Raw genomic sequence first — 22972 nt, 5'->3', positions numbered from 1 at the left:
GGAGTCGACGAATGCCCAATCAAACTCAAAATCCCTCTAAAGATCATCCTTACTTCATCCCCACCGTATTCACCCGCCACAACCGCTTCCTCCACGCTCTCCTGCTCGATCACCAAGCCTGGTTCTGCGCTCAAGATCTGGGCCGCATGATGGGCCATCCTTTGAACCCACGCGTCACGCTCAAACTCGACCCCGACCAACGCCGTACCGTCCGCCTGCGCAAGTACGGCAAAGTTGTCGAGACGCCAATGGTCAGCGAATCCGGCATGTACGCGCTGCTGGTTCACCATTTCATCCCGGAAAACCGCAACCTGCGCCAATGGCTGAGTAATGAGGTGATTCCCATTTTGCGAGAAACCAGCTCAGCGACAGCGGAAAACTGCCCGAGCCTGAGCTCCGTGCATTGGGCCGGCGTCACCGTACCGCTGCTGCACTGGCAACAACAGGCCTGGGTGAAATGGCGGGACATGCCTGAGTTGATGCTGGCACAGCGTCCCCGGTAAACCTCAAGAATGAAAAAGGGGCGGACTTCACAGTCCGCCCCTTTGGTTTTTCACTTCAAAACCGCGAAACACTCCTCATCGCATCCACCAGATACCGCATCGCAATCCGATCGCTCTCCGACAACTCGCGGTAACGCTCCACCAGTTTCAGTTCATCAGGACTGAGCCGGCGTCTTCGCCGGACGTTGGTGAGGCAGGGAAAGATGCCCAACATTTCGGTGATGCCTTGTCCTTTTGTCATGGACGATGTCCTTTTCCAGTACGTCAGAAATTTTCGAAAACCGCATCGCCCCGCTCCTTAAGCAGCGATTTGAGCCCTGCCGGTCGGATGGGTCATGACCGGCGATGCCCATAGAATAGAAATTAAATCGGCGCTGAAAAGCTGTTTTTAGAGTAATTAGTCGAAAAAAGCAGATATGCCCTATAAATCAGAAAAGGCTGTGGGATAAGTAACCGTAACGTCTTGTTTCATTGAGAGGCTAGCGCCGTGCTATCAGGGAATTTTGCAAAATCAGCGAACGGATTAAGCTAGCGCGCATCTGTTACTAGTCCGTAGCGTTTGGCCGAAGGCTTGTCCGAACCGTAATTTCTGATCCAGTACGTGCCAGGAAGGGCGCGGGATTGTCCACGACAGGTTGTATCTATGCACCGCAGGAATTTGCTCAAAGCGTCCATGGCCATTGCGGCTTACACCGGCCTATCCGCCTCGGGCCTGCTCGCTGCTCGCGCATGGGCCGCCTCTGGCGGTGCCGCCGACGGTGAAGCCCAGGCCTTCGACTTTGAAACGCTGAAGCGCCAGGCCAAGCAACTGGCCGGCAGCGCGTATCAGGACACCAAACAGGTGCTGCCGCCGACCCTGGCGACCATGACCCCGCAGAACTTCAACGCGATCCGCTACGACGGCGAGCATTCGCTGTGGAAGGAAAACAAGGGTCAGCTCGATGTGCAGTTTTTCCACGTCGGCATGGGTTTCCGCCAACCAGTGCGCATGTACAGCGTCGATCCCAAGACGCGCATGGCGCGCGAGGTGCATTTCCGCCCTCAGCTGTTCAACTACGAAAACACTTCGGTCGATACCCAGCAGCTCAAGGGCGACCTGGGTTTTGCCGGCTTCAAGCTGTTCAAGGCGCCGGAACTGGATCGGCATGACGTGGTGTCGTTCCTCGGCGCCAGCTACTTCCGCGCGGTGGATGCCACTGGCCAATATGGCCTCTCCGCCCGTGGCCTGGCCGTCGACACCTACGCCAAGAAACGCGAAGAATTCCCTGACTTCACCAAGTTCTGGTTCGAGACCCCGGATCAGAACGCGACCCGCTTCGTGGTCTACGCCCTGCTCGACTCGCCGAGCGCGACCGGCGCCTATCGCTTCGACATCGATTGCCAGGCCGAGCGCGTGGTGATGGAGATCGACGCCCACATCAATGCCCGCACCGCCATCGAGCAATTGGGCATCGCGCCGATGACCAGCATGTTCAGCTGCGGCACCCACGAGCGCCGGATGTGCGACACCATTCACCCGCAAATCCACGACTCGGATCGTCTGGCCATGTGGCGCGGCAACGGCGAGTGGATCTGCCGCCCGCTGAACAACCCGGCCACCCTTCAGTTCAACGCCTTCGCCGACACCGACCCGAAAGGTTTCGGTCTGGTGCAGACCGACCACGAATTCGCCAATTATCAGGACACCGTCGACTGGTACAGCAAACGTCCGAGCCTGTGGGTAGAACCTACAACCGCGTGGGGCGAAGGCTCTATCGATCTGCTGGAAATTCCTACAACCGGCGAGACCCTCGACAACATCGTTGCGTTCTGGACGCCGAAGAAACCGGTAGCGGCCGGCGACTCGCTGAACTACGGCTACAAGCTCTACTGGAGCGCCCTGCCGCCGGTCGGCACGCCGCTGGCACGGGTGCATGCGACCCGTTCGGGCATGGGTGGATTCGTCGAAGGCTGGGCGCCGGGCGAGCATTACCCGCCGGTCTGGGCCCGTCGTTTCGCCGTGGACTTCACCGGTGGCGGTCTGGATCGCCTGCCGCAGGGCACCGGGATCGAGCCGGTGGTGACGTGCTCCAACGGCAAGGTGCAGGACTTCAGCGTGCTGGTGCTGGATGACATCAAGGGTTACCGGATCCTGTTCGACTGGTACCCGACCAATGACAGCGTGGATCCGGTAGAACTGCGTCTGTTCATCCGCACCAACGACCGCACGCTGAGCGAGACCTGGTTGTACCAGTACTTCCCGCCGGCACCGGACAAGCGCAAATACCCTTGATGATTCTCTAGCGTCAGATCGGGCCTCATCGCTGGCAAGCCATCTCCCACATGGATATCGATTGATCACCGAGCTTGTGTACAACCGAAAACCTGTGGGAGCGAGCTTGCTCGCGATGGCATCAGTCCAGGCGACAGTAAAAGTGGATATCGTGAGGTTCGAGTGCAAACAGTTCGGGATCCGGTTGCGCCAGCAACCGGCAACCCTGGCGCTGATAGAACTCCACGGTATTGCGCGACTCGGTCGCCGAGACGTACAACGCCTCGGCGCCAACCTCTCGGCCATGGGCGCAAGCCAGGGCAAACAATCGCCCGCCCAATCCCTGCCCCCGCCAGACACGGCTGATGTGCAGAAACTTCAACTGCCGCATGTTCAGGCCCTGATTGTGAATAACCCGGTTATCCACAACCACCGCAGCCACCAGTGTTTCGCCATCGAAAATCCCGTGTAGCCACCCGCCACTGCGCCAGCACTTTTCCAATACCCGCGCATTCTCCTCCGCCTCGCCTTCGGGCCAGCCGCGCATGTCGAAACGCGCCGGATACAGAATCAACTCACCGTTTTCCACGCGATAGCATTCCTCGACTAACTCGCTGCGGTCGATCAGCGCCAGCCGCGGCAAGTCCGATTCAGTCAGCGCTCGTTCGATCAACATTGCGATCCATTCCTTTGCAATTCCAAACGACAGACAAGAAAAAACCCGCCGGTTCAATGGCGGGTTTTATAGGCTTTGCGACAGGTCGGAATCAATCCCGCAGATCAGACTCGTGAATCGGCTGATCCCGATGGGTCGCACGTTGATACTGCGCCGGCCACACTGCTTTGCGTCCGCCCAGGTCATCGTCGGCATGCAGTGGCCAGTACGGATCACGCAGCAACTCACGGGCGAGGAAGATGATGTCGGCCTGACAGGTTCGCAAAATGTGCTCGGCTTGCGCAGGCTCGGTAATCATTCCCACGGTGCCGGTGGCGATACCTGACTCCTTGCGTACCCGCTCGGCGAAGCGCGTCTGATAACCCGGCCCAACGGGGATTTCAGCGTTGGCCGCCGTGCCGCCCGAGGACACGTCGATCAGGTCAGCCCCCAAGGCTTTCAGGCGGCGCGCCAGCTCTACGGTTTCATCCGGGTTCCAGCCGTCCTCGACCCAGTCGGTAGCCGACAGACGCACAAACACCGGCAGTTCCTCCGGCCACACCCCACGCACCGCTTCGGTCACTTGCAGCACCAGACGAATGCGGTTTTCGAACGAACCTCCGTACTGATCGCGGCGCTGGTTACTCAATGGCGAAAGGAACTGGTGCAGCAGATAACCGTGCGCCGCATGCACCTCGACCACACTGAAACCGGCGGTCAGCGCGCGTTTGGCCGCTGCCACGAAGTCCTGAATGACGTGAGCGATCTGCCCTTCATCCAGTTGTTTCGGCTGGGTGTGTTGCGGATCAAAGGCAATCGGCGACGGCCCGACCGGCGTCCAGCCACCATCCTCCGGTTTGACGCTGCCATGCTTGCCGATCCATGGCCGATGGGTGCTGGCCTTGCGCCCGGCGTGGGCCAGTTGAATGCCGGCCACTGCGCCCTGGGCGTTGATAAAACGGGTGATGCGTTGCAGCGGTGCGATCTGTTCCTCGTTCCACAGGCCCAGGTCTTCGGCGGTGATCCGTCCGTCGGCCGTGATCGCCGTGGCTTCGGTAAATACCAGGCCAGCGCCCCCCACGGCACGGCTGCCGAGGTGCACCAGATGCCAGTCGTTGGCCAGGCCATCAACGCTGGAATACTGGCACATGGGCGACACGGCGATGCGGTTGGACAGGGTCAGTTGGCGAAGGGTAAAGGGTTCAAGCAGCAGACTCATGGGGCACCTCTCAATTCAGTGGGCAGGCTCCAGGGTTCTGTTTGAAAAGTCGACGAGTGACAGGAAAAAGGTGCAGCACCCGCCCCCGCGGGCAAAAAATTCGACAAGACGTCACAAGGCCAATCAAGCAGTGCTTAGAGCCTAGTCGACATCCGGGGATGAGGGAGGGTTCAGAAATGAAACAGCACAATTGAAGATTGCCTGCGCCCCTTCAGTAAAGGGCGCAATGAGCTTTAGCGCGGCTCGATGTGGGCAATCATCAACTGCACGGTTTCATTGCCGCGAAACTCGTTGAGATCGAGTTTGTAGGCCAGTTCGACCCATTTGACCGTCGGGTTCGGCCAGATATCGCGATCAATGCCGAACGCGATGCCATCAAGCTTCACCGAACCGCATTCGGTTTTCAGCACCACTTTGAGATGCCGCTCGCCGACCACCCGCTGCTCGACCAACTGAAACACGCCGTGGAACAGCGGCTCCGGAAAATGCTGGCCCCATGGCCCGGCGTGGCGCAGGGCGCGGGCCAGTTCCAGATGAAACTCCTCGACCGCCAATGTGCCATCTGACAGCAGGCGCCCGGTCAGGTCTTCTTCGCGAAGTTGCCTACGCACTTCGGCGTCGAATGCCTCGGCAAACAACGGAAAATTCTCCTGCCGCAAGGTCAAGCCCGCCGCCATCGCGTGGCCACCGTACTTCGCGATCAGGTCCGGATGTTGCGCCGCAACCACGCTCAGCGCATCACGGATATGAAAACCCTGCACCGAGCGCCCCGAGCCCTTGAGCAAACCATCGCCTGCATCGGCGAAGGCGATGGTCGGGCGGAAATACCGCTCTTTCATCCGCGACGCCAGAATGCCGATGACACCCTGGTGCCATTCCGGATCGAAGAGGCAAAGACCGAAAGGCATCGACTCGACCGGCAAGTCCTTGAGCTGGGCCAGCGCCTCGCGCTGCATGCCTTGCTCGATGGATTTGCGATCCTGATTCATGCCGTCCAGTTGCGCAGCCATCTCACGGGCCAGCGCAGCGTCGTGGGTCAGCAGGCACTCGATGCCCAGGCTCATGTCATCCAGACGCCCTGCTGCGTTAAGGCGCGGGCCGACGATGAAACCGAGGTCGGTCGACGTGATGCGCGAGGCTTCACGCTTGGCCACTTCCAGGATGGCCTTGATTCCCGGCCGCGCACGCCCGGCGCGAATCCGCTCCAGGCCCTGATGCACCAGAATCCGGTTGTTGGCATCCAGCGGCACCACGTCGGCAACGCTGCCCAGCGCCACCAGATCCAGCAGTTCGCCGATGTTCGGTTGTGGTTTGCTCTCGTACCAGCCGAGGCTGCGCAGGCGCGCACGCAAGGCCATCAACACGTAAAAAATCACCCCGACACCGGCCAGCGCCTTGCTCGGGAACTCGCAGCCGGGCTGGTTCGGATTGACCAGTGCATCGGCCAGCGGCAGTTCGTCGCCGGGCAAGTGGTGGTCGGTGATCAAGACCTTCAGACCGTGACGTTTCGCGGCCGCCACACCTTCAACGCTGGAAATACCGTTATCAACGGTGATCAACAGTTGCGGCTCGCGGGTCATCGCGACTTCGACGATTTCCGGCGTCAGGCCGTAGCCGTATTCGAAGCGGTTCGGCACCAGATAATCGACGTGCGCCGCGCCCAGCAGGCGCAAGCCGAGCACGCCGACGGTACTGGCCGTCGCGCCGTCGGCGTCGAAGTCGCCGACGATCAGGATCCGCTGACGCTGCTCCAGCGCCGTCACCAACAGGTCCACCGCCGCATCGATCCCTTTGAGCTGCTGGAACGGGATCAGCCGCGCCAGGCTCTTGTCCAGCTCCGCCTCGGACTGCACGCCCCGCGCCGCGTACAGGCGGGTCAACAGGGGTGGCAGTTCACCGAGAAACGGCAGAGTGGCGGGCAACGGGCGAGGATCGATACGCATGGGCTAACAGAAGCTTCTCTTGAATACGTGGGATTTTTCGGGAATAGCGCGGACTTAACCGCGCTCGCCTTGCAGCCAGGTGAGCTGGACTTCGTGTTGACCACGGTCGTCAGTCACGAAGATCGTGCCTTCGCTGATCATCACGTCCCACTTGATGACGCGGGGCATGTCCTGGGCCAGGGTTTCCAGCACTTCCTGCGGAACGGCTGCGATGTTGACGTTCTTCAGGTTCTTGATTGCCGGGATTACCTTGCCTTCCCAGACGCGCAGGCTGCCGTAGGCCAGCAGACTGGTGCGCTCGGTGCGACGGGAGCACCAGGTCAGACGATCCGCATCAGGCTGGCCGACTTCGATCCAGTGCAGGACACGATCGTCCAGGCTCTTTTCCCACAGCGCAGGTTCATCCACGTCCGACAGACCACGACCGAACGACAGTTGCTCGTTGTACCAGAGCGCGTAGGCCAACAGGCGCACGGTCATGCGTTCTTCGGTTTCCGAAGGGTGACGGGCGATGGTCTGCTTCACGTTCTCGTAGACGCTGCGGTCGAGATCGGTGAGGTTCAGTTCGAATTTGTAGGTAGTGGACGGCTGGGCCATGAACGGGCTTCTTGATACGAGGAAAGTCGGCAAGTCTAACCGATGCTGTAGGCAATCCACGAATTGATGGCGATCAACCTTGCGCGACTGACAGCCGGCTATGTTAAAACGCTCTATCTGCTCAGCCTTGTCCTACAGGATCTCGCATGCCGTTCGCCAACAAACCGCTCAGCGGTCTGAAAGTCATTGAATTGGGTACTTTGATTGCCGGGCCGTTTGCCTCGCGCATCTGCGGCGAGTTCGGCGCCGAAGTGATCAAGATCGAGTCGCCGGACGGCGGTGATCCGCTGCGCAAATGGCGCAAGTTGTACGAAGGCACGTCGCTGTGGTGGTTCGTCCAGGCACGCAACAAAAAGTCACTGACCCTGAACCTGAAACACCCCGATGGCCTGGCGATCCTGAAAAAACTGCTGGGCGAAGCCGACATCCTGATCGAGAACTTTCGCCCCGGCGTGCTGGAAAAACTCGGCCTGAGCTGGGAAACCCTGCATGCGCTGAACCCGAAACTGGTGATGGTGCGTCTGTCCGGTTTCGGCCAGACCGGGCCAATGAAAGACCAGCCAGGTTTCGGTGCCGTTGGTGAATCCATGGGCGGCCTGCGCTACATCACCGGTTTCGAAGACCGCCCGCCAGTACGCACCGGCATTTCCATCGGCGATTCGATTGCCGCCCTGTGGGGCGTGATCGGCGCGTTGATGGCTTTGCGTCATCGCGAGGTCAACGGCGGGCTCGGTCAGGTGGTCGATGTGGCGCTGTACGAAGCGATCTTCGCCATGATGGAAAGCATGGTGCCGGAATTCGATGTGTTCGGTTTTATCCGTGAACGCACCGGCAACATCATGCCGGGCATCACGCCGTCGTCGATCCACACCAGTGCCGACGGCAAACATGTGCAGATCGGTGCCAACGGCGATGCGATCTTCAAGCGCTTCATGCTGATCATCGGCCGCGAAGATCTGGCCAATGACCCGGCGCTGGCCAGCAACGACGGACGCGACAGCCGTCGTGACGAGTTGTATGGGGTGATCGACCGCTGGGTCAACTCGCTGCCGCTGCAAACGGTACTGGACCTGCTGAACCAGGCCGAAGTGCCGGCGAGCCGGATCTTCAGCGCCGAAGACATGTTCAACGATCCGCAGTACCTGGCCCGGGAAATGTTCCTGCACGCCAAACTGCCGGACGGCAAACCCTTCAAGATGCCAGGCATCGTGCCGAAACTCTCTGAGACACCCGGCACGTCCGAATGGGTCGGACCGCAGCTCGGTGAACACAATGCGCAGGTACTCCACGATCTTGGCTACGACGAGAAGCAGGTCGCCCGGCTGCGCGAAGACGGAGCCATCTGAGCTGAAGCGCCTGATGCCCTCGGCCTCGAACCGCGCCCACCATTGGTGGACCTGGCGGTTGTTCGGCCTGCTATTGCTGCTGGTACTGCCGGCGTGGGCGCAGGCCAAACCGACGTTGATCTGGCTGCTGCGCGACCTGCCGCCGCTGACGATCTTAGAAGGCCCGAAAAAGGGCCAGGGCGTTATCGATCAATTGATGCCGATGCTGATTGCCGGCATGCCGCAATACGAACACACCTTGATGCGGGTCAATCGCGCCCGCGGCAATCAAATGCTCCATGAACACCCCTTCGCCTGCGACCCGTCGCTGGTCTGGAACAAGGAGCGGGCGCAATGGATCGCCTTCTCCATCCCCGCGTTTCGCGCGGTCAGCAATGGTTTGGTGGTGCGTCAGAGAGATCGCGAAGTACTCGAGCCATTTCTGGTCGAGGGCGAAGCCGACCTGTCGGCATTTTTGGCCAACGGCGAGCGGAAAGTCGGGGTGGTCGCGGAACGCAGTTATGGCGAGTACATCGATACATTGCTGCATCAGGCACCGGGCGGCGCGTTGACGCCGCACTACGGCAACGATGCGCTCAGCAGCCTGCTGTCGATGCAGCGTCTGGGGCGTCTGCAGGTGGTGCTGGGTTACTGGCCTGAAATCCGCTATCAGGCACGGCAGGCCGAGATCGCCGAGAACGAATTGCTGTTCTTTCCGATTCGCGGCACGGGCAAGTATCTGTCAGGCCATGTCGGCTGCACCGACACCACGGCGGGTCGACAGGCAATCACCGAGATCAATCAGCTGCTGCGCACCCTGCCCCACGAACATCTCGACCAGCTCTATGCCGACTGGCTCGACCCCGAGAGGCGCCAGGACTATCTGGAGCAGGCGCGGATTTTCTTCCAGCAACAAGCCGCGCAGTGAAATCCGGGCAAAAAGAAACCCCGAGAAGTGGGGAGACGACTCGGGGTTAAACGTGGTCTGAATCAAAGACCCGTAGCAGCAAGCCACAAGCACCGGAGCACAATGCTTGATCCTGCTGTTACGGGGTCTGACTGACTTGGATGCAGGAAGGTTCCCACAAAAGAAAAATCAGTTTCAGAGGGTCGGGTGCTTGTCGAGGGCTGCGTTTCGCAACGCGGCGATGACACAGGGCTCCAGCCGGCCTTCGGCAATCAGGATGTCACGGTGCAGGCCGTCGACCACATCGGTCAGCTGGCGCTTGTCGCTCAATTGCGCCTGATTGAATTCGCGCTCCACCACGATCGCGCCGTTGCCGTTCTTCAAGGTCACCAGGCATTCGCCGTGGCGACCCCGAGGGGTCAACGTCACCTGATACGGGCTCAGAGCCTCACCGAGCAATAGACTGATACTTTCCATCTCGATCTCCACTCAATAGTCCGAAAACACAGTGTCTGGGGCGTGTTCACAGTAAATGACCACCGGCCCGAGAGGAAAGTTCTGCCTGCCGCCGGCCTCTCCCGGAGCGTCACCGGCCTATCGGAGCATGCATGGCGAAGATGACAGAAAAATAACCATGGGGCTCAAGCGTCGACGGAATGCCGGGGGGTCGCCATGTAGGTGTCCAGCAGACTCCTCATCAACACCGCAGAGACCGGTGTGTGCAGGCGGCCCAGCAAGGTGATCCCGTGCTCGCCCAGCAACGTTTCCAGTTCGTCCAGCAGGCTGGGGGCCACGGTGCCCAGCAGGATCATCGCCCGCGCGCCCTTCCGGTCGGCCAGATGCCGGATCAGCGCCAACCCGTCACCGTTCTGCAATCGCGGATTGCACAGGGTGATGTCGACGGCTCCGCGGCGCTCCAGTGAGCGCTTGGCCGAACCCAGCGACGGCGCGGTCAGGACATCGTAGATACCGATGGCGTTGAGCATCTGGTGCAACGCCATCAGTTGGAACGGATTGGGTTCTAGAATCAGGATCTTGAGCGAGCGCATGGGACGACCTCTGGAGCGACAATCGCGGATTCACGCCGCAGTGGCCTGTCACTCTAGGGCAGTCGTCCTAAGCCTCCCATCAGAAAAGGAATCGCGGTTTATAGGACTTTTCCCATCTTTAATGCAGACATCGACACCCGCTCTCCTTTCGACGCTCGGTGATGTCCGTCCAGCCGCCAAGCAGACCGCGCAGTTTTCCGTCGGCACAGTAAAACGGCACCGTCCACTGATAGATCTGACGGGGGCCGCTCTTGAACATCAGTTGCCGTTTGCTGAAGCGCGTTTTACGCGTGCCCAGTTGCGCCATGAATTCGTCGTGCAGCATCAGTGCCGTCGCCTGTGGAAGTGCGTCGAACTCGAACAGCATCCGCCCCTGGACCTGCTCCTGACGGACCGACAGCGCATCTTCATAACTGCGGTTGCACATGATCAACCGACCTTGCAGATCGCGCACGAACACGGGATCGGGCATCGCATCGATCAGCGCATGTTGAAAGGCCAATTGATCTCGCAGATCCTTTTCGGCCGCACGTCTCTGTTTTATCTCGGCCGCCAGTCGACGGTTCCACAACAACGACAGGAGTCCGAACACTCCGAGTCCGCCTATCGCCCAGCATCCCCCCTTGATCAATTGCGACGTGATCGAGGGTGTCGGCGCGGGAGCAATGCCATCCAGCCATTTCATGCGCATGGCGCGCAGTTCGGCCGCAGAGAAAGCGCCCAAGGCCTTGTTGAGGATGCTCACCAGTTCGGGCAGCCCTTTGCGTACTGCCAGATGGTCAGCCTCCCACTTGCCCTCTACTAGACCGCCGACCCTGAGCAGGCCAGAGGGAAACAGCTGAGCGCCGATCTCGTTTTCGATGGTGGCGTAGGCCTCGCCACTCTCGACCAGGGCCCGTGCCTCTGCATACGTCTTGACCGAGCGGATCTCGATTGCCGGGTAATCGCGTCGAATGCTGTCCTCCAGCGCATGCCGGGCCGGCAGCACCAGCACCCGCTTGTCCAGCGCCGCAAGCGACTGTATCGCGGGCTCGTCAGCGTGCCCGACGAACACCCAGCCGGCACCGCCGAACGCGTGACTGAAATCCAGAAACGCCTTGCGCTCGTCGTTCATCGCCAGCGTTGTGCTGATATCGGCCACACCACTCTGGAGCCGTTCAAGCAGGTGATCGGTGGAGAATGACTCCTGATGCACAAACTGCAGGCCGGTCAATGCACTGATGTGCGACAGGACATCGTTGTTCAAGCCGCTCCACTGGCCATGCTCATCCTGAAACAGATACAACGGGTACTGCACCGAGGCGACGGTCACTCGGGGGTTATCTCGAATCCATTGACGCTCGTGCTCATCGAGCTCGATCGGCTGAACATCCTCCAGCGCAACGGAATGCTTCGCCAGATGGCCTGCTTCAGCCCACGGTGACAGCCCGAAGCAGCCCAATAAAAACAACCAGCACAGGGCTGGTTTCAATCCTGAAAAAAACCGCATTGCCACATCCTTCGTCATCGACTCGCCCGTCCTTGGTGGGCGAAACGCGCGCAGTGTGGCATGCAAAAACAAGAAAGCCCGTCAGGAGACGGGCTTCAAAATGTGACAGCTCTGCGGGCTTAAAGAGGCTTGCCGCGGTTGCCATGCTGACTGACAAAGGCCTGCACGGCTTTGAGCTCGTTCGGCAGGACAGTGCAGCGCTCTTCTCTCTCAAACAAATCAGAAAGATGTGTAGGTAGCTCGAGTGCTTTTCCTACGCCTGCTTTCTCCACTGCGTCCGGGAACTTGACCGGATGCGCCGTGCCCAGAATCACCATCGGGATGTCCAGGCTGCGACGGCATTCGCGAGCGGCTTTCACGCCGATGGCGGTGTGCGGGTCGAGCACTTCACCGGTTTGCTCGTAGACTTCGGCGATGGTCTCGCAGGTTTGCGCATCGTCCACGGCCAGCGAGTCGAACAGTTTGCGTGCCTCGGTCCAGCGTTCCTGTTCGACGCTGAAACCGCCGCCCTGCTTGAACGAGTCCATCAGGCCGGCGATCGCCGCGCCATTGCGACCGTGCAGGTCGAACAGCAGGCGTTCGAAGTTCGACGAGACCATGATGTCCATCGACGGCGACAGCGTGGCGTGCAGGGTCTCCTTGACGTACTGGTTGCCGCTCATGAAGCGGTGCAGGATGTCGTTGCGGTTGGTGGCAACCACCAACTGGTTGATCGGCAGGCCCATGTTGCGCGCCAGGTAGCCGGCGAAGATGTCGCCGAAGTTGCCCGTCGGCACCGAGAACGACACCGAACGCGCCGGGCCGCCCAATTGCAGGGCTGCATGGAAGTAGTAAACGATCTGGGCCATGATCCGCGCCCAGTTGATCGAGTTCACCGCCACCAGGCGCGTGCCCTTGAGGAAGCTCTGGTCGGCGAAGCTGGCCTTGACCATTTCCTGGCAGTCATCGAAGTTGCCTTCGATGGCGATGTTGTGGATGTTTTCACCGAGGATGGTGGTCATCTGCCGACGCTGCACTTCAGACACACGGTTGTGCGGGTGCAGGATGAAGATGTCGACGTTTTCGCAGTGCTTGCAGCCTTCGATGGCGGCCGAACCGGTGTCACCGGAGGTGGCGCCGACGATGACCACGCGCTCGCCGCGCTTTTCCAGTACGTAGTCGAGCAATCGACCGAGCAGTTGCAGGGCGAAGTCCTTGAACGCCAGGGTCGGACCGTGGAACAGCTCCAGCACCCATTCGTTGCCGTTCAGCTGACGCAGCGGCGCAACGGCGTTGTGGGCGAACACACCGTAGGTTTCTTCAAGAATCTTTTTGAAATCGGCGTCCGGAATGCTGCCGGTGACGAACGGGCGCATGACCCGGAAAGCCAGCTCGTGATACGGCAGGCCGGCCCAGGAAGCGATTTCTTCCTGGGTGAAACGTGGCAGGTTTTCCGGGACGTACAGACCGCCGTCGGTGGCAAGACCGGCCAGCAGGACGTCTTCGAAATTCAGGGCCGGTGCCTGGCCGCGGGTACTGATGTAACGCATGACTGACTCCAATGGACAGTGTTCACGACACCGGCCCCGCTGGCGGGACCGGTGAAGGAGATCGGCTTAGTTCAGGTGCTCGACACGGATCCGCACAACCGGACCGACCACGCCCGCCAGCGCTTCAAGGGCGGCGATCGCATCGTTGATGTGCTGTTCCAGCACGCGGTGGGTCAGCAGGATCATCGGCACCAGGCCGTCGTGTTCCTCGACTTCCTTCTGCATGATCGACTCGATGTTGATGCCGCGCTCCGAGAGGATGCTCGCCACCTGAGCGAGTACGCCCGGGTGATCCTTGGCCTGGATGCGCAGGTAGTAGGCACTTTCGCAGGCCTCGATCGGCAGGATCGGATGAGCCGACAGCGAGTCCGGCTGGAAGGCCAGGTGCGGCACGCGGTTTTCCGGGTCGGAGGTCATGGCGCGAACCACGTCCACCAGATCCGCGATCACCGACGAAGCGGTCGGCTCCATGCCGGCGCCGGCGCCGTAGAACAGGGTCGAACCGGCCGCGTCGCCATTGACCATCACCGCGTTCATCACGCCGTTGACGTTGGCGATCAGACGATCGGCCGGGATCAGCGTCGGGTGTACGCGCAACTCGATACCCGCGGCGGTGCTGCGTGCAACGCCCAGGTGCTTGATGCGGTAGCCCAGCGCTTCGGCGTAGTTCACGTCGGCGGTGGTCAGCTTGGTGATGCCTTCGGTGTAAGCCTTGTCGAACTGCAGCGGAATACCGAATGCGATCGATGCCAGGATCGTCAGCTTGTGCGCGGCGTCGATGCCCTCGACGTCGAAGGTCGGATCGGCTTCGGCGTAACCCAGCGCTTGCGCCTCGGCCAGCACGTCTTCGAAGGTACGACCCTTCTCGCGCATTTCGGTGAGGATGAAGTTGCCGGTGCCGTTGATGATCCCGGCGACCCAGTTGATACGGTTGGCGGACAGGCCTTCCCGGATCGCCTTGATCACCGGAATGCCGCCGGCGACCGCCGCTTCGAATGCCACGATCACGCCTTTCTCGCGTGCCTTGGCGAAAATTTCATTACCGTGAACGGCAATCAGAGCCTTGTTCGCGGTGACCACATGCTTGCCATTCTCGATGGCCTTGAGTACCAGCTCGCGGGCAACGGTGTAGCCGCCCATCAGCTCTATGACGATGTCGATCTCAGGGTTCGTGGCCACTTCGAAGACATCGTTGGTAATCGCAATACCGGTCGTCTGGAACTGAGGCTTTGGCGTGCGCATGGCAATTTGTGCCACTTCGATTCCACGCCCGGCACGACGAGCAATTTCCTCGGCGTTGCGCTGAAGTACGTTGAAGGTTCCGCCACCGACGGTCCCTAACCCACAGATGCCTACTTTGACCGGTTTCACTGTGAACTCCCCATAAAACGGCCGACACGAGGCCGGCCGTGAAAACAACCGCAGGTTCGCGGCTCTCTGTTGATGGCCCGGCAATCCAGCCGCCGGACCACGCTCGTCAACGCCTGAGCGCGACGATGCGAATTACTTCGCGCCCAGCGCCAGTTTGGCGACTTGTGGCGCAGGCTGGTAGCCCGGAATGACTTGTCCGTCAGCCAAAACGATGGTCGGCGTGCCGTTCACGCCGATCGACTGACCGAGGGCAAACTGTTTGGAAACCGGGTTCTCGCACTTGGCGGCCTTGATTTCCTTGCCATCGACCATTTTGTCCATGGCCGCTTTCTTGTCTTTCGAGCACCACACGGCTTGCAGCTGTTCGTCGCCCGGCGAGCCAAGGCCCTGACGCGGGAACGCCACGTAACGCACTTCGATGCCGCGCTTGTTCAGCTCAGGCACTTCGGCGTGCAGCTTGTGGCAGTACGGGCACGTGGTGTCGGTGAACACGGTGATGTGCGACTTGGTTTCACCCACGGCCGGGTAAACCACGGTCTCGGCCACCGGGATCGCATTGATCAGTTTGGAAATGCCCAGGCGCTCGGTCTTTTCGGTCAGGTTGACCGGTTTGCCGTCCTTGAGCTGGAACATGTAGCCCTGAACGATGTACTGGCCGTCGGCGCTGGCGTAGAGCACGCGGCTGCCCTTGAGCTTGACTTCGTACAGGCCCGGCAGCGGGCTGGCGGTGATGGTGTCCACCGGCACGTCGAGCTGGAGGTTTTCCAGGCTTTGGCGAATCGCTTTGTCGGCCGCGTCATCGGCGACGGCAAAGGTGCTGACCAACGCAATGGCTGCGGCGGCGAAAATCTGGGTCAGACGCATGAGAACTCCTGAAGGCGGACAAATGGAACGATCAGAACGCCCGTGCCGGAACACCGGGTCATAACCGCCCATCGTGCAAACCGGCAAAGCCTACCACATAAGGCTCCCGTGGCCGAATGCGCCTGTCGCAAGACGAACGGGCTCAGCCGCGCGGGTGATGTTTGGCATGCAGATCCTGCAAACGCGCCCGGGCGACGTGAGTGTAGATCTGCGTGGTCGACAGGTCGCTGTGGCCCAACAGCATCTGCACCACCCGCAAGTCCGCGCCATGGTTGAGCAAGTGGGTGGCAAACGCGTGACGCAGGGTGTGCGGCGACAGCGATTTACCGATCCCGGCGACCTTGGCCTGATGCTTGATGCGGTGCCAGAAGGTCTGCCGAGTCATCTGCTCGCCGCGCTGGCTGGGAAACAGCACATCACTGGGGCGCCCGCCCAGCAGTTCGCTGCGGCCGTCGCGCAGGTAGCGCTCGACCCAGACAATCGCTTCCTCGCCCATCGGCACCAACCGCTCCTTGCTGCCCTTGCCCATCACCCGCAACACGCCCTGACGCAGATTGACCTGCTCCAGGGTCAGGCTGATCAACTCGGTCACCCGCAGTCCACAGGCGTAAAGCACTTCGAGCATGGCGCGGTCGCGCTGACCGATGGCTTCACTCAAGTCCGGCGCCTTGAGCAGCGCTTCAACGTCGGCTTCCGACAGGGACTTTGGCAATGGCCGACCGAGCTGCGGCATATCCACGCGCAAGGTCGGATCGACCGAAATCAGTTTTTCCCGCAACAGATAGCGATAAAAGCCACGCACACCCGAGAGGAATCGCGCGGTGGAGCGAGGTTTGTAGTTCTGTTCCAGACGCCAGGCCAGGTGATCGAGGATCAGTTCGCGACCGGCATTGATCAGCTCGAGACCTTTGTCCTGCAACCAGCCGTTGAACAGCGCGAGATCACTGCGATAGGCGTTGCGAGTGTTGTCGGAGAGACCTTTTTCCAGCCAGAGGGCGTCGAGAAACTGGTCGATCAGTGGGTGGTCGATGGCAGGCATGGGCGCTCAAGTCACGCAGGCTTGGCACTGCGCGCAAATAAAGAGTGAACGGTTGAAATGGCCGCTAGTCTTTCATAGCCCGCTATTTCAAGGAACAGGGAGCTTCAATGAACGAGCAGCAAATTCTGTTGGCTTTCGGCGGTATCGGTGCCGCCGCGCTGGGCTGTCAATGGCTCGCCTGGCGCCTGAAGCTGCCGGCGATTCTGTTTCTGCTGCTGACCGGCATCCTGGCAGGCCCCGTGCTGGGCTGGCTCGACCCGCAGGAAATGTTCGGTCCGTTGCTGATGCCTCTGGTGTCGCTGGCGGTGGCGCTGATTCTGTTTGAAGGCAGCCTGACCCTGCACCTGTCGGAGTGGCGCGAGATCGGCAGCGTCGTGCATCGCCTGGTCACAATCGGAGCGCTCTCGACCTGGACAGTGATTGCGGTCGCGACTCACTGGCTGCTGGGCTTCGACTGGCTGCTCGCCATCCTGTTCGGCAGCCTGACCCTGGTCACCGGCCCGACCGTGATCGTGCCCATGCTGCGCGTGGTACGTCCCAAGGCATCGATCGCCAACATCCTGCGCTGGGAAGGAATTGTGATCGACCCGATCGGGGCGCTGCTCGCGGTGGTGGTCTACAGCTTCATCATCGCCAGTGCCGAGGGCCAAGGTCTCAAGCAGAGCCTGTTGACCTTCGGCGGAGTGATTCTGTGCGGAAGTCTGTTCGGTGTGGCCGGCGGCTGGCTGCTGGGCACCATCATCCGTCGCCAGTGGCTACCGGAATACCTGCACAACCTCGCGTCGTTGGCGGCGGTGCTGGGGATCTTCATTGCAGCCAACGAGGCGATGCACGAATCGGGACTGCTGGCGGTAACGCTGATGGGCATGTGGCTGGCCAATATGAAGGGTGTGGATGTGCGGCATATTCTGCACTTCAAGGAAAATCTCAGCGTGCTGCTGATTTCCGGGCTGTTCATTCTGCTGGCGGCACGCCTGGATCTGAATGCGCTGATCGGCCTCGGGCCGCTGGTATTGATTCTGCTGCTGGTCATCCAGCTGATCGCCCGGCCTTTGAATGTAATGCTGAGTACCGCCGGCTCCAGCTTGAGCTGGCGTGAACGTGCATTGCTGTGCTGGATTGCCCCGCGCGGTATCGTCGCCGCGGCGGTCTCGGCGATCTTTGCGATTCGCCTGGATGAAGCGGGCCATGAAGGCGCGCTGTTGCTGGTGCCGCTGACCTTCGCCGTGATTATCGGCACCGTTGTGCTGCAAAGTGCGACTGCCCGACCCTTGGCGCGCCTGTTAAAGGTTGCGGAGCCTGCGCCGAGCGGCTTTCTTATCGTCGGGGCGAACGGCCCTGCGCGCCTGCTTGGCAAATCGCTGCAGCAGTTGGGCAGCCGGGTGCTGCTGACGGATTCGAGCTGGGAAAACATCCGGGCAGCGCGCATGGATGGCTTGCCGACCTACTTCGGCAATCCGGCCTCGCAGCATGCCGATGCGCATCTGGACCTGGTCGGACTGGGGCATTTGCTGGCGCTGTCACCGTCGGGCGAACTCAATACCCTGGCGGCCATGCGCTTTCGCCATGACTTCGGCCATCAACGTCTGTTCGGACTCGCCAGCGGGCAGGAGAGCCGGCGCAGCGACAAACATCGCGCAAGTCTTGAGCATCGCGGCAATCAACTGGGTAGCGAGGCGTTCACCTACGCGAAGTTGGCCAGCCAGATGGGCCAAGGGGCCGAGTTGTACAGCACAACGTTGACGGATGGGTTTGGCTGGGAGGATTACCAGGCGTTACATGGCAATCGTGCGACGCTGCTGTTCATGCGCGATGACAGTGGCTGGGTGCATGTCGTGTCGCCGGAAACCGCGCTGAAGCCGGGGCCGGGGTGGACGTTGCTGGCGCTGATTCAGCCGGAGAGTGTCAGCGCCTGACAGACCGGATCGCGGGCAAGCCCGTTCCCACAGGTTTTGTTTGGTCCGCTGATGTTGTGCTCGGCACCGACACTGTGGGAGCGGGCTTGCCCGAGAATGCCTCGGCTCGGTGCAGGATCAGGCCGCGAAACCTGGCAGCACGGGCACCGGACGCTTGTCATCATCGATGGCGACAAAGCTGAACTGCCCGTGAATCGCTTTCTCACGCCCGTCGCAGCTCATGCTTTCCACGAACACTTCCACCTCGACCTTGAGACTGGTGTTGCCGACCTTGATCACCCGTCCAACCAGTTCGACGATGGAACCCGCCGGAATCGCGTGATTGAAGTCGATGCGATCGGTCGACACGGTCACCAGCGGCAAACGGCAGAAGCGCGTGGCAGTGATGAACGACACTTCGTCCATCCAGGCCAGCGCGGTGCCACCGAACAGGGTGTTGTGGTGATTGGTGGTCGGCGGGAAAACCGCCTTGGTCACGCGGGTCACCGAGAGTTCGGTGCGGCGTTCGATTTCTTGCTCGCGAGGGGTCATGGGTCAGGCCTGAAACGGAATGCTGTGGATAAATTGCGGGCAACAAAAAAGCAGCCCGTAGGCTGCTTTCTTCTGCATCGGAAGCTGGACTTAAGCCAGTTTTTCCTTGATGCGAGCTGCTTTACCCGACAGGTCGCGCAGGTAGTACAGCTTGGCTTTACGTACGTCACCGCGACGCTTGACAGCCATGCTGTCGATCTGCGGGGAGTAGGTCTGGAAAGTACGTTCTACGCCAACACCGTTGGAGATTTTACGAACGGTGAACGCACTGTTCACGCCGCGGTTACGCTTGGCGATTACAACGCCTTCGAACGCTTGCAGACGGGAACGATCGCCTTCCTTCACTTTCACCTGAACGACGATGGTGTCGCCTGGGGCAAAGGTAGGGACTTCTTTGGTCATCTGCTCTGCTTCGAGTGCAAGGATGATTTTGTTGGTCATGCTGTGCTCCTAAGGTAAATCGTCTGATCTACCATCGATACGTTGTTAACTATCGTCCCGCTCGCGGATGTATTCCTCGAGCAGCTTCTTCTCTTCTCCAGAAAGCGAGCGGCTTTCCAGAAGATCGGCGCGTCGTTCATAGGTCCTGCCGAGGGACTGCTGTAAACGCCAACGCCGGATATGCGCGTGATTGCCACTCAGCAACACGTCGGGAACACGCTGATCCGCATACACCTCAGGTCGGGTGTAGTGCGGGCAATCCAGCAGACCATCCGTAAAGGAATCTTCCTCAGCGGAATCCGCATGCCCTAAAGCTCCGGGCAGCAGTCGTGTAACCGCATCGATCATGACCATAGCCGGCAGCTCGCCGCCAGACAACACATAGTCACCAATCGACCACTCTTCATCGACATGAGCATCAATAAAACGCTCGTCAATGCCTTCATAGCGACCGGCAATCAGGATCAATGCATCCGATTTCGCCAGTTCGCGTACCGCCGACTGAGTCAGTTGACGGCCTTGGGGGGACAGGTAAATCACCTTCGCCGCCTCCCCGGCTGCTGCCTTGGCCTGAACCAGAGCATCTTCCAGGGGCTTGATCTTCATCACCATGCCCGGACCACCGCCAAACGGGCGATCGTCCACAGTGTGATGCCGATCCGTCGTGTAATCCCGCGGATTCCAACAGGTCAGCTGCAACAGCCCCTGTTTGACCGCACGACTGGTAATGCCGTACTCACTGATGGCCGAGAACATCTCGGGGAACAGCGTAATGACGTCTACGCGCAGGCTGGCCATTGCTTAGAAGTCCGCGTCCCATTCCACCCTCATCACGCCTGCTTCCAGGTCGATTGCCAGCACGCATTGCTCCGTATAGGGCAACAACCGCTCGCGATCATCCAGGCTGCCGACGCAGGGCTTGACCACCAATACATCGTTCGCGCCGGTCTCCAACAGGTGATCAACCTTGCCGAACAGTTGTTCGTCCTGGTTGATGACACTCAGACCCTGCAACTGGTACCAGTAGTACTCGTCGCCAGTCAGGTCGGGCAAAAGGCTTCGTGAGATGCAAATCTCGTAACCGCTCAGAAGACGGGCTTCATCACGATCGTCGAGGCCTTTGAGCTTGGCAACCAGATCCTTTTGAGTGGATCGACCGCTGACCAGCTCGACCTGCTTTACCACGCCTTCGCGCCGAAGCGTCCAGTTGCGGTAGTTCAACAGGTTTTCAATCGGATCGGTAAAGGAAAAGACCTTCACCTCGCCGCGAACGCCGTGAACCGAAAAAATCTTGCCGACAACGATCAGGTCATCAGCTTTTTCTGGCGTCGCGCTCATACTGCTCAGGCTGCAGCCTTGGCAGATTCCTTCAGCAACTGAGCAACACGCTCAGAAGGCTGTGCACCAACGCTCAGCCAGTAGGCAACGCGCTCTTGGTTCACGGACAGACGAACTTCCTGACCACGGGCAACAGGGTTGAAGAAACCAACCTGTTCTTTGTGGGAACCGTCACGCGGGTTGCGGGAGTCGGTTACGGTCAGGTGGTAAAACGGGCGCTTTTTGGAGCCGCCAAGGGCAAGACGGATTGTTAGCATGTGAACATCGTTCCTGTAGTCGGTGCTGCAAATCTAAATGCACAGCGGGCATGGGTGCCCGAAAGGCCGCATATTCTAAGGAATATCCGGACTTTTGCAAATGACTTTTTCCGGCGCCTGTGGCATGCCGTGCAGATTTGCATATGGGGCCGTCATTCAAAACGGCCGGTCAGCTCCCGCCGAGTGCGGGTTTGCTGTTGATCCTGCGTCCTTGCAGGGTCTGCGCCGGCGCGACGACCGGCGAGAATCCAGTCCCGTCTCAGCCATTTCGCTCACTTTTGGCGAGTGACTGTTGCCGCCACAAGTGAGCAGAATGGGTAAGGCGGGACACCTTACATTTTCGGCATGCCGCCGCCGGGCAACATACCGCCCATGCCGCGCATCATTTTCGCCATTCCGCCCTTGGCGGAGAATTTCTTCATCATCTTCTGCATCTGCTTGTGCTGCTTGATCAAGCGACCGATGTCCTGCACCTGGGTGCCGGAACCCATGGCGATCCGACGCTTGCGCGAACCGCTGATCAGCTCAGGGTCGCGGCGCTCGGCCGGGGTCATGGAGTTGATGATGGCTTCCATCTGTTTGAACTGCTTCTCTGCGGCGCTCTGGGCGTTGCCCATTTGCGAGAGATTGACGCCGCCGATGCTCGGCAGTTTGTCCATGAGCCCGCCGAGGCCGCCCATGTTCTTCATCTGTTGCAACTGATCGCGGAAGTCTTCGAGATCGAAGCCCTTGCCCTTCTTCAGCTTTTTAGCAAGCTTGTCGGCCTTGTCCTTGTCGAGGGTCGCTTCGGCCTGTTCGATCAGGCTGAGCACGTCGCCCATGCCGAGGATCCGCGAAGCGATACGCTCAGGGTGGAACGGATCGAGCGCTTCGCTCTTCTCGCCCATACCGATGAACTTGATCGGCTTGCCGGTGATCGCGCGAACGGACAGCGCGGCACCGCCACGGGCATCACCGTCGACCTTGGTCAGGATCACGCCGGTCAGCGGCAGCGCATCACCGAAGGCCTTGGCCGTGTTGGCCGCGTCCTGACCGGTCATGGCGTCGACCACGAACAGGGTTTCAACCGGATTGATCGCGGCATGCAGCGCCTTGATCTCGCCCATCATCTCTTCATCGATGTGCAGACGACCGGCGGTGTCGACGATGACCACGTCGATGAATTTCAGTTTTGCTTCTTTAATAGCCGCGTTGGCGATGTCGACCGGCTTCTGGCTCAGGTCGGACGGGAAGAACGTCACGCCGATGTCGTTGGCCAGGGTTTCCAGCTGTTTAATAGCAGCAGGACGGTAGATGTCCGCCGACACGACCATGACCGACTTCTTCTTGCGCTCTTTAAGGAAGCGCGCCAGTTTGCCGGCGGTGGTGGTTTTACCCGCGCCCTGCAGACCGGCCATCAGAATGACGGCAGGCGGCACGGCGCTCAGGTTCAAGTCTTCGTTGGCCGCACCCATCAGGGTTTCGAGCTCGGCCTGGACGATCTTCACGAACGCCTGGCCCGGCGTCAGGCTGCGCGACACCTCGGTGCCGACAGCGCGTTCCTTGACCGAATTGACGAAGTCCTTGACCACCGGCAGGGCGACGTCAGCCTCGAGCAACGCCATGCGCACTTCGCGCAGGGTGTCTTTGATGTTGTCCTCGGTCAGTTTCGCCTTGCCGGTGACATGGCGCAGCGTCTGCGAGAGACGGTCGGTTAAGTTTTCAAACATTGCGCGATCCTTTCAGGCCCTGTGTAGACCGGGATAATG

At 60.2% G+C, this 22972-nt stretch carries 23 protein-coding genes; 5 read left to right on the top strand and 18 right to left on the bottom strand.

Going from position 1 to position 22972, the window contains the following annotated elements:
• Nucleotides 1-11: 11 nt before the first annotated feature.
• A complete protein-coding gene (locus CAF79_RS07380) occupies nucleotides 12-503 on the top strand; it encodes a Bro-N domain-containing protein (protein ID WP_085697281.1) in 492 nt (163 codons plus the stop codon).
• A gap of 55 nt (nucleotides 504-558) precedes the next feature.
• Here the strand turns inward: CAF79_RS07380 and CAF79_RS07375 are convergent, their stop codons facing one another.
• Nucleotides 559-744 (bottom strand): hypothetical protein, encoded by a 186-nt coding sequence (locus CAF79_RS07375; protein ID WP_007954656.1) that lies wholly within the window; start codon nucleotides 742-744, stop codon nucleotides 559-561.
• 402 nt (nucleotides 745-1146) lie between these two features.
• Here CAF79_RS07375 and CAF79_RS07370 point away from each other — a divergent pair, with 402 nt between their 5' ends.
• Nucleotides 1147-2775 carry a glucan biosynthesis protein D gene (locus CAF79_RS07370; RefSeq protein ID WP_085697280.1) on the top strand — a complete coding sequence of 543 codons (1629 nt, stop codon included), beginning with the start codon at nucleotides 1147-1149 and terminating at the stop codon, nucleotides 2773-2775.
• A 121-nt stretch (nucleotides 2776-2896) separates the two neighbouring features.
• Here CAF79_RS07370 and CAF79_RS07365 read toward each other — a convergent pair whose 3' ends face one another.
• The 4 genes from CAF79_RS07365 to CAF79_RS07350 all read right to left on the bottom strand — a co-directional run bounded on the left by CAF79_RS07365 (nucleotide 2897) and on the right by CAF79_RS07350 (nucleotide 7168).
• Nucleotides 2897-3430, bottom strand: coding sequence for a GNAT family N-acetyltransferase (locus tag CAF79_RS07365; protein ID WP_085697279.1), 534 nt, complete (start codon nucleotides 3428-3430; stop codon nucleotides 2897-2899).
• Nucleotides 3431-3521: 91 nt separating this feature from the next.
• The gene (locus CAF79_RS07360) at nucleotides 3522-4628 is read right to left on the bottom strand and encodes an NADH:flavin oxidoreductase/NADH oxidase (protein ID WP_085697278.1); all 1107 of its coding nucleotides are present in this window, start codon (nucleotides 4626-4628) and stop codon (nucleotides 3522-3524) included.
• A gap of 233 nt (nucleotides 4629-4861) precedes the next feature.
• Nucleotides 4862-6571: a single-stranded-DNA-specific exonuclease RecJ gene (recJ, locus tag CAF79_RS07355; RefSeq protein WP_085697277.1), complete on the bottom strand. Its 1710-nt coding sequence runs from the start codon at nucleotides 6569-6571 to the stop codon at nucleotides 4862-4864.
• A gap of 54 nt (nucleotides 6572-6625) precedes the next feature.
• Nucleotides 6626-7168, bottom strand: coding sequence for a YaeQ family protein (locus CAF79_RS07350; RefSeq protein ID WP_007954646.1), 543 nt, complete (start codon nucleotides 7166-7168; stop codon nucleotides 6626-6628).
• 146 nt (nucleotides 7169-7314) lie between these two features.
• On the opposite strand from CAF79_RS07350, the gene CAF79_RS07345 reads away from it, so the two are divergent.
• The gene (locus tag CAF79_RS07345) at nucleotides 7315-8514 is read left to right on the top strand and encodes a CaiB/BaiF CoA-transferase family protein (RefSeq protein ID WP_085697276.1); all 1200 of its coding nucleotides are present in this window, start codon (nucleotides 7315-7317) and stop codon (nucleotides 8512-8514) included.
• A gap of 13 nt (nucleotides 8515-8527) precedes the next feature.
• Nucleotides 8528-9421: a TIGR02285 family protein gene (locus tag CAF79_RS07340; RefSeq protein WP_170929706.1), complete on the top strand. Its 894-nt coding sequence runs from the start codon at nucleotides 8528-8530 to the stop codon at nucleotides 9419-9421.
• A gap of 174 nt (nucleotides 9422-9595) precedes the next feature.
• On the opposite strand, the gene CAF79_RS07335 is transcribed toward CAF79_RS07340, so the two are convergent.
• The 7 genes from CAF79_RS07335 to xerD all read right to left on the bottom strand — a co-directional run bounded on the left by CAF79_RS07335 (nucleotide 9596) and on the right by xerD (nucleotide 16741).
• Entirely contained in the window at nucleotides 9596-9877 is a 282-nt protein-coding gene (locus CAF79_RS07335; protein ID WP_085697275.1) for a DUF3509 domain-containing protein, read from the bottom strand.
• 164 nt (nucleotides 9878-10041) lie between these two features.
• Nucleotides 10042-10449: a response regulator gene (locus CAF79_RS07330; protein ID WP_085697274.1), complete on the bottom strand. Its 408-nt coding sequence runs from the start codon at nucleotides 10447-10449 to the stop codon at nucleotides 10042-10044.
• 118 nt (nucleotides 10450-10567) lie between these two features.
• The gene (locus CAF79_RS07325; RefSeq protein WP_085697273.1) at nucleotides 10568-11938 is read right to left on the bottom strand and encodes a transporter substrate-binding domain-containing protein; all 1371 of its coding nucleotides are present in this window, start codon (nucleotides 11936-11938) and stop codon (nucleotides 10568-10570) included.
• A 119-nt stretch (nucleotides 11939-12057) separates the two neighbouring features.
• Entirely contained in the window at nucleotides 12058-13467 is a 1410-nt protein-coding gene (gene thrC / locus CAF79_RS07320; RefSeq protein ID WP_085697272.1) for a threonine synthase, read from the bottom strand.
• Between the two features lie 66 nt (nucleotides 13468-13533).
• Entirely contained in the window at nucleotides 13534-14838 is a 1305-nt protein-coding gene (locus CAF79_RS07315) for a homoserine dehydrogenase (RefSeq protein WP_018926703.1), read from the bottom strand.
• A gap of 132 nt (nucleotides 14839-14970) precedes the next feature.
• On the bottom strand, nucleotides 14971-15702 hold the full coding sequence (dsbC, locus tag CAF79_RS07310) for a bifunctional protein-disulfide isomerase/oxidoreductase DsbC (protein WP_085697271.1): 732 nt from the start codon (nucleotides 15700-15702) through the stop codon (nucleotides 14971-14973).
• Between the two features lie 142 nt (nucleotides 15703-15844).
• Nucleotides 15845-16741, bottom strand: coding sequence for a site-specific tyrosine recombinase XerD (gene xerD / locus CAF79_RS07305; protein ID WP_085697270.1), 897 nt, complete (start codon nucleotides 16739-16741; stop codon nucleotides 15845-15847).
• 107 nt (nucleotides 16742-16848) lie between these two features.
• Between xerD and CAF79_RS07300 the strand changes: the two genes are divergently transcribed.
• Nucleotides 16849-18657, top strand: coding sequence for a sodium:proton antiporter (locus CAF79_RS07300; RefSeq protein WP_085697269.1), 1809 nt, complete (start codon nucleotides 16849-16851; stop codon nucleotides 18655-18657).
• A 117-nt stretch (nucleotides 18658-18774) separates the two neighbouring features.
• Here the strand turns inward: CAF79_RS07300 and CAF79_RS07295 are convergent, their stop codons facing one another.
• From CAF79_RS07295 to ffh, 6 genes are all read right to left on the bottom strand, one after another.
• Complete coding sequence (locus tag CAF79_RS07295; protein WP_011332614.1) at nucleotides 18775-19188, bottom strand: acyl-CoA thioesterase; 414 nt, start codon at nucleotides 19186-19188, stop codon at nucleotides 18775-18777.
• Between the two features lie 90 nt (nucleotides 19189-19278).
• Nucleotides 19279-19629, bottom strand: a complete 351-nt coding sequence (rplS, locus tag CAF79_RS07290) for a 50S ribosomal protein L19 (protein ID WP_085697268.1) — start codon at nucleotides 19627-19629, stop codon at nucleotides 19279-19281.
• Nucleotides 19630-19674: 45 nt separating this feature from the next.
• On the bottom strand, nucleotides 19675-20427 hold the full coding sequence (trmD, locus tag CAF79_RS07285) for a tRNA (guanosine(37)-N1)-methyltransferase TrmD (protein ID WP_007954629.1): 753 nt from the start codon (nucleotides 20425-20427) through the stop codon (nucleotides 19675-19677).
• Nucleotides 20428-20430: 3 nt separating this feature from the next.
• Complete coding sequence (rimM, locus tag CAF79_RS07280) at nucleotides 20431-20967, bottom strand: ribosome maturation factor RimM (RefSeq protein ID WP_085697267.1); 537 nt, start codon at nucleotides 20965-20967, stop codon at nucleotides 20431-20433.
• 5 nt (nucleotides 20968-20972) lie between these two features.
• Nucleotides 20973-21224, bottom strand: coding sequence for a 30S ribosomal protein S16 (gene rpsP / locus CAF79_RS07275; protein WP_003198088.1), 252 nt, complete (start codon nucleotides 21222-21224; stop codon nucleotides 20973-20975).
• A 332-nt stretch (nucleotides 21225-21556) separates the two neighbouring features.
• Nucleotides 21557-22933 carry a signal recognition particle protein gene (gene ffh, locus CAF79_RS07270; RefSeq protein WP_085697266.1) on the bottom strand — a complete coding sequence of 459 codons (1377 nt, stop codon included), beginning with the start codon at nucleotides 22931-22933 and terminating at the stop codon, nucleotides 21557-21559.
• Nucleotides 22934-22972 lie beyond the last annotated feature (39 nt).

It is taken from the genome of Pseudomonas sp. B26(2017) (assembly GCF_002113045.1).
Lineage (GTDB): Bacteria > Pseudomonadota > Gammaproteobacteria > Pseudomonadales > Pseudomonadaceae > Aquipseudomonas.
This window is presented reverse-complemented; position numbering and strand designations above follow the sequence as displayed.

What these genes read in the sequence shown, in the direction of transcription:
- CAF79_RS07380 (WP_085697281.1), top strand. Translation starts at nt 12, where the DNA reads ATGCCCAATCAAACTCAAAATCCCTCTAAAGATCATCCTTACTTCATC.
- CAF79_RS07375 (WP_007954656.1), bottom strand. Translation starts at nt 744, where the DNA reads ATGACAAAAGGACAAGGCATCACCGAAATGTTGGGCATCTTTCCCTGC.
- CAF79_RS07370 (WP_085697280.1), top strand. Translation starts at nt 1,147, where the DNA reads ATGCACCGCAGGAATTTGCTCAAAGCGTCCATGGCCATTGCGGCTTAC.
- CAF79_RS07365 (WP_085697279.1), bottom strand. Translation starts at nt 3,430, where the DNA reads ATGTTGATCGAACGAGCGCTGACTGAATCGGACTTGCCGCGGCTGGCG.
- CAF79_RS07360 (WP_085697278.1), bottom strand. Translation starts at nt 4,628, where the DNA reads ATGAGTCTGCTGCTTGAACCCTTTACCCTTCGCCAACTGACCCTGTCC.
- recJ (WP_085697277.1), bottom strand. Translation starts at nt 6,571, where the DNA reads ATGCGTATCGATCCTCGCCCGTTGCCCGCCACTCTGCCGTTTCTCGGT.
- CAF79_RS07350 (WP_007954646.1), bottom strand. Translation starts at nt 7,168, where the DNA reads ATGGCCCAGCCGTCCACTACCTACAAATTCGAACTGAACCTCACCGAT.
- CAF79_RS07345 (WP_085697276.1), top strand. Translation starts at nt 7,315, where the DNA reads ATGCCGTTCGCCAACAAACCGCTCAGCGGTCTGAAAGTCATTGAATTG.
- CAF79_RS07340 (WP_170929706.1), top strand. Translation starts at nt 8,528, where the DNA reads ATGCCCTCGGCCTCGAACCGCGCCCACCATTGGTGGACCTGGCGGTTG.
- CAF79_RS07335 (WP_085697275.1), bottom strand. Translation starts at nt 9,877, where the DNA reads ATGGAAAGTATCAGTCTATTGCTCGGTGAGGCTCTGAGCCCGTATCAG.
- CAF79_RS07330 (WP_085697274.1), bottom strand. Translation starts at nt 10,449, where the DNA reads ATGCGCTCGCTCAAGATCCTGATTCTAGAACCCAATCCGTTCCAACTG.
- CAF79_RS07325 (WP_085697273.1), bottom strand. Translation starts at nt 11,938, where the DNA reads ATGCGGTTTTTTTCAGGATTGAAACCAGCCCTGTGCTGGTTGTTTTTA.
- thrC (WP_085697272.1), bottom strand. Translation starts at nt 13,467, where the DNA reads ATGCGTTACATCAGTACCCGCGGCCAGGCACCGGCCCTGAATTTCGAA.
- dsbC (WP_085697271.1), bottom strand. Translation starts at nt 15,702, where the DNA reads ATGCGTCTGACCCAGATTTTCGCCGCCGCAGCCATTGCGTTGGTCAGC.
- xerD (WP_085697270.1), bottom strand. Translation starts at nt 16,741, where the DNA reads ATGCCTGCCATCGACCACCCACTGATCGACCAGTTTCTCGACGCCCTC.
- CAF79_RS07300 (WP_085697269.1), top strand. Translation starts at nt 16,849, where the DNA reads ATGAACGAGCAGCAAATTCTGTTGGCTTTCGGCGGTATCGGTGCCGCC.
- CAF79_RS07295 (WP_011332614.1), bottom strand. Translation starts at nt 19,188, where the DNA reads ATGACCCCTCGCGAGCAAGAAATCGAACGCCGCACCGAACTCTCGGTG.
- rplS (WP_085697268.1), bottom strand. Translation starts at nt 19,629, where the DNA reads ATGACCAACAAAATCATCCTTGCACTCGAAGCAGAGCAGATGACCAAA.
- trmD (WP_007954629.1), bottom strand. Translation starts at nt 20,427, where the DNA reads ATGGCCAGCCTGCGCGTAGACGTCATTACGCTGTTCCCCGAGATGTTC.
- rimM (WP_085697267.1), bottom strand. Translation starts at nt 20,967, where the DNA reads ATGAGCGCGACGCCAGAAAAAGCTGATGACCTGATCGTTGTCGGCAAG.
- rpsP (WP_003198088.1), bottom strand. Translation starts at nt 21,224, where the DNA reads ATGCTAACAATCCGTCTTGCCCTTGGCGGCTCCAAAAAGCGCCCGTTT.
- ffh (WP_085697266.1), bottom strand. Translation starts at nt 22,933, where the DNA reads ATGTTTGAAAACTTAACCGACCGTCTCTCGCAGACGCTGCGCCATGTC.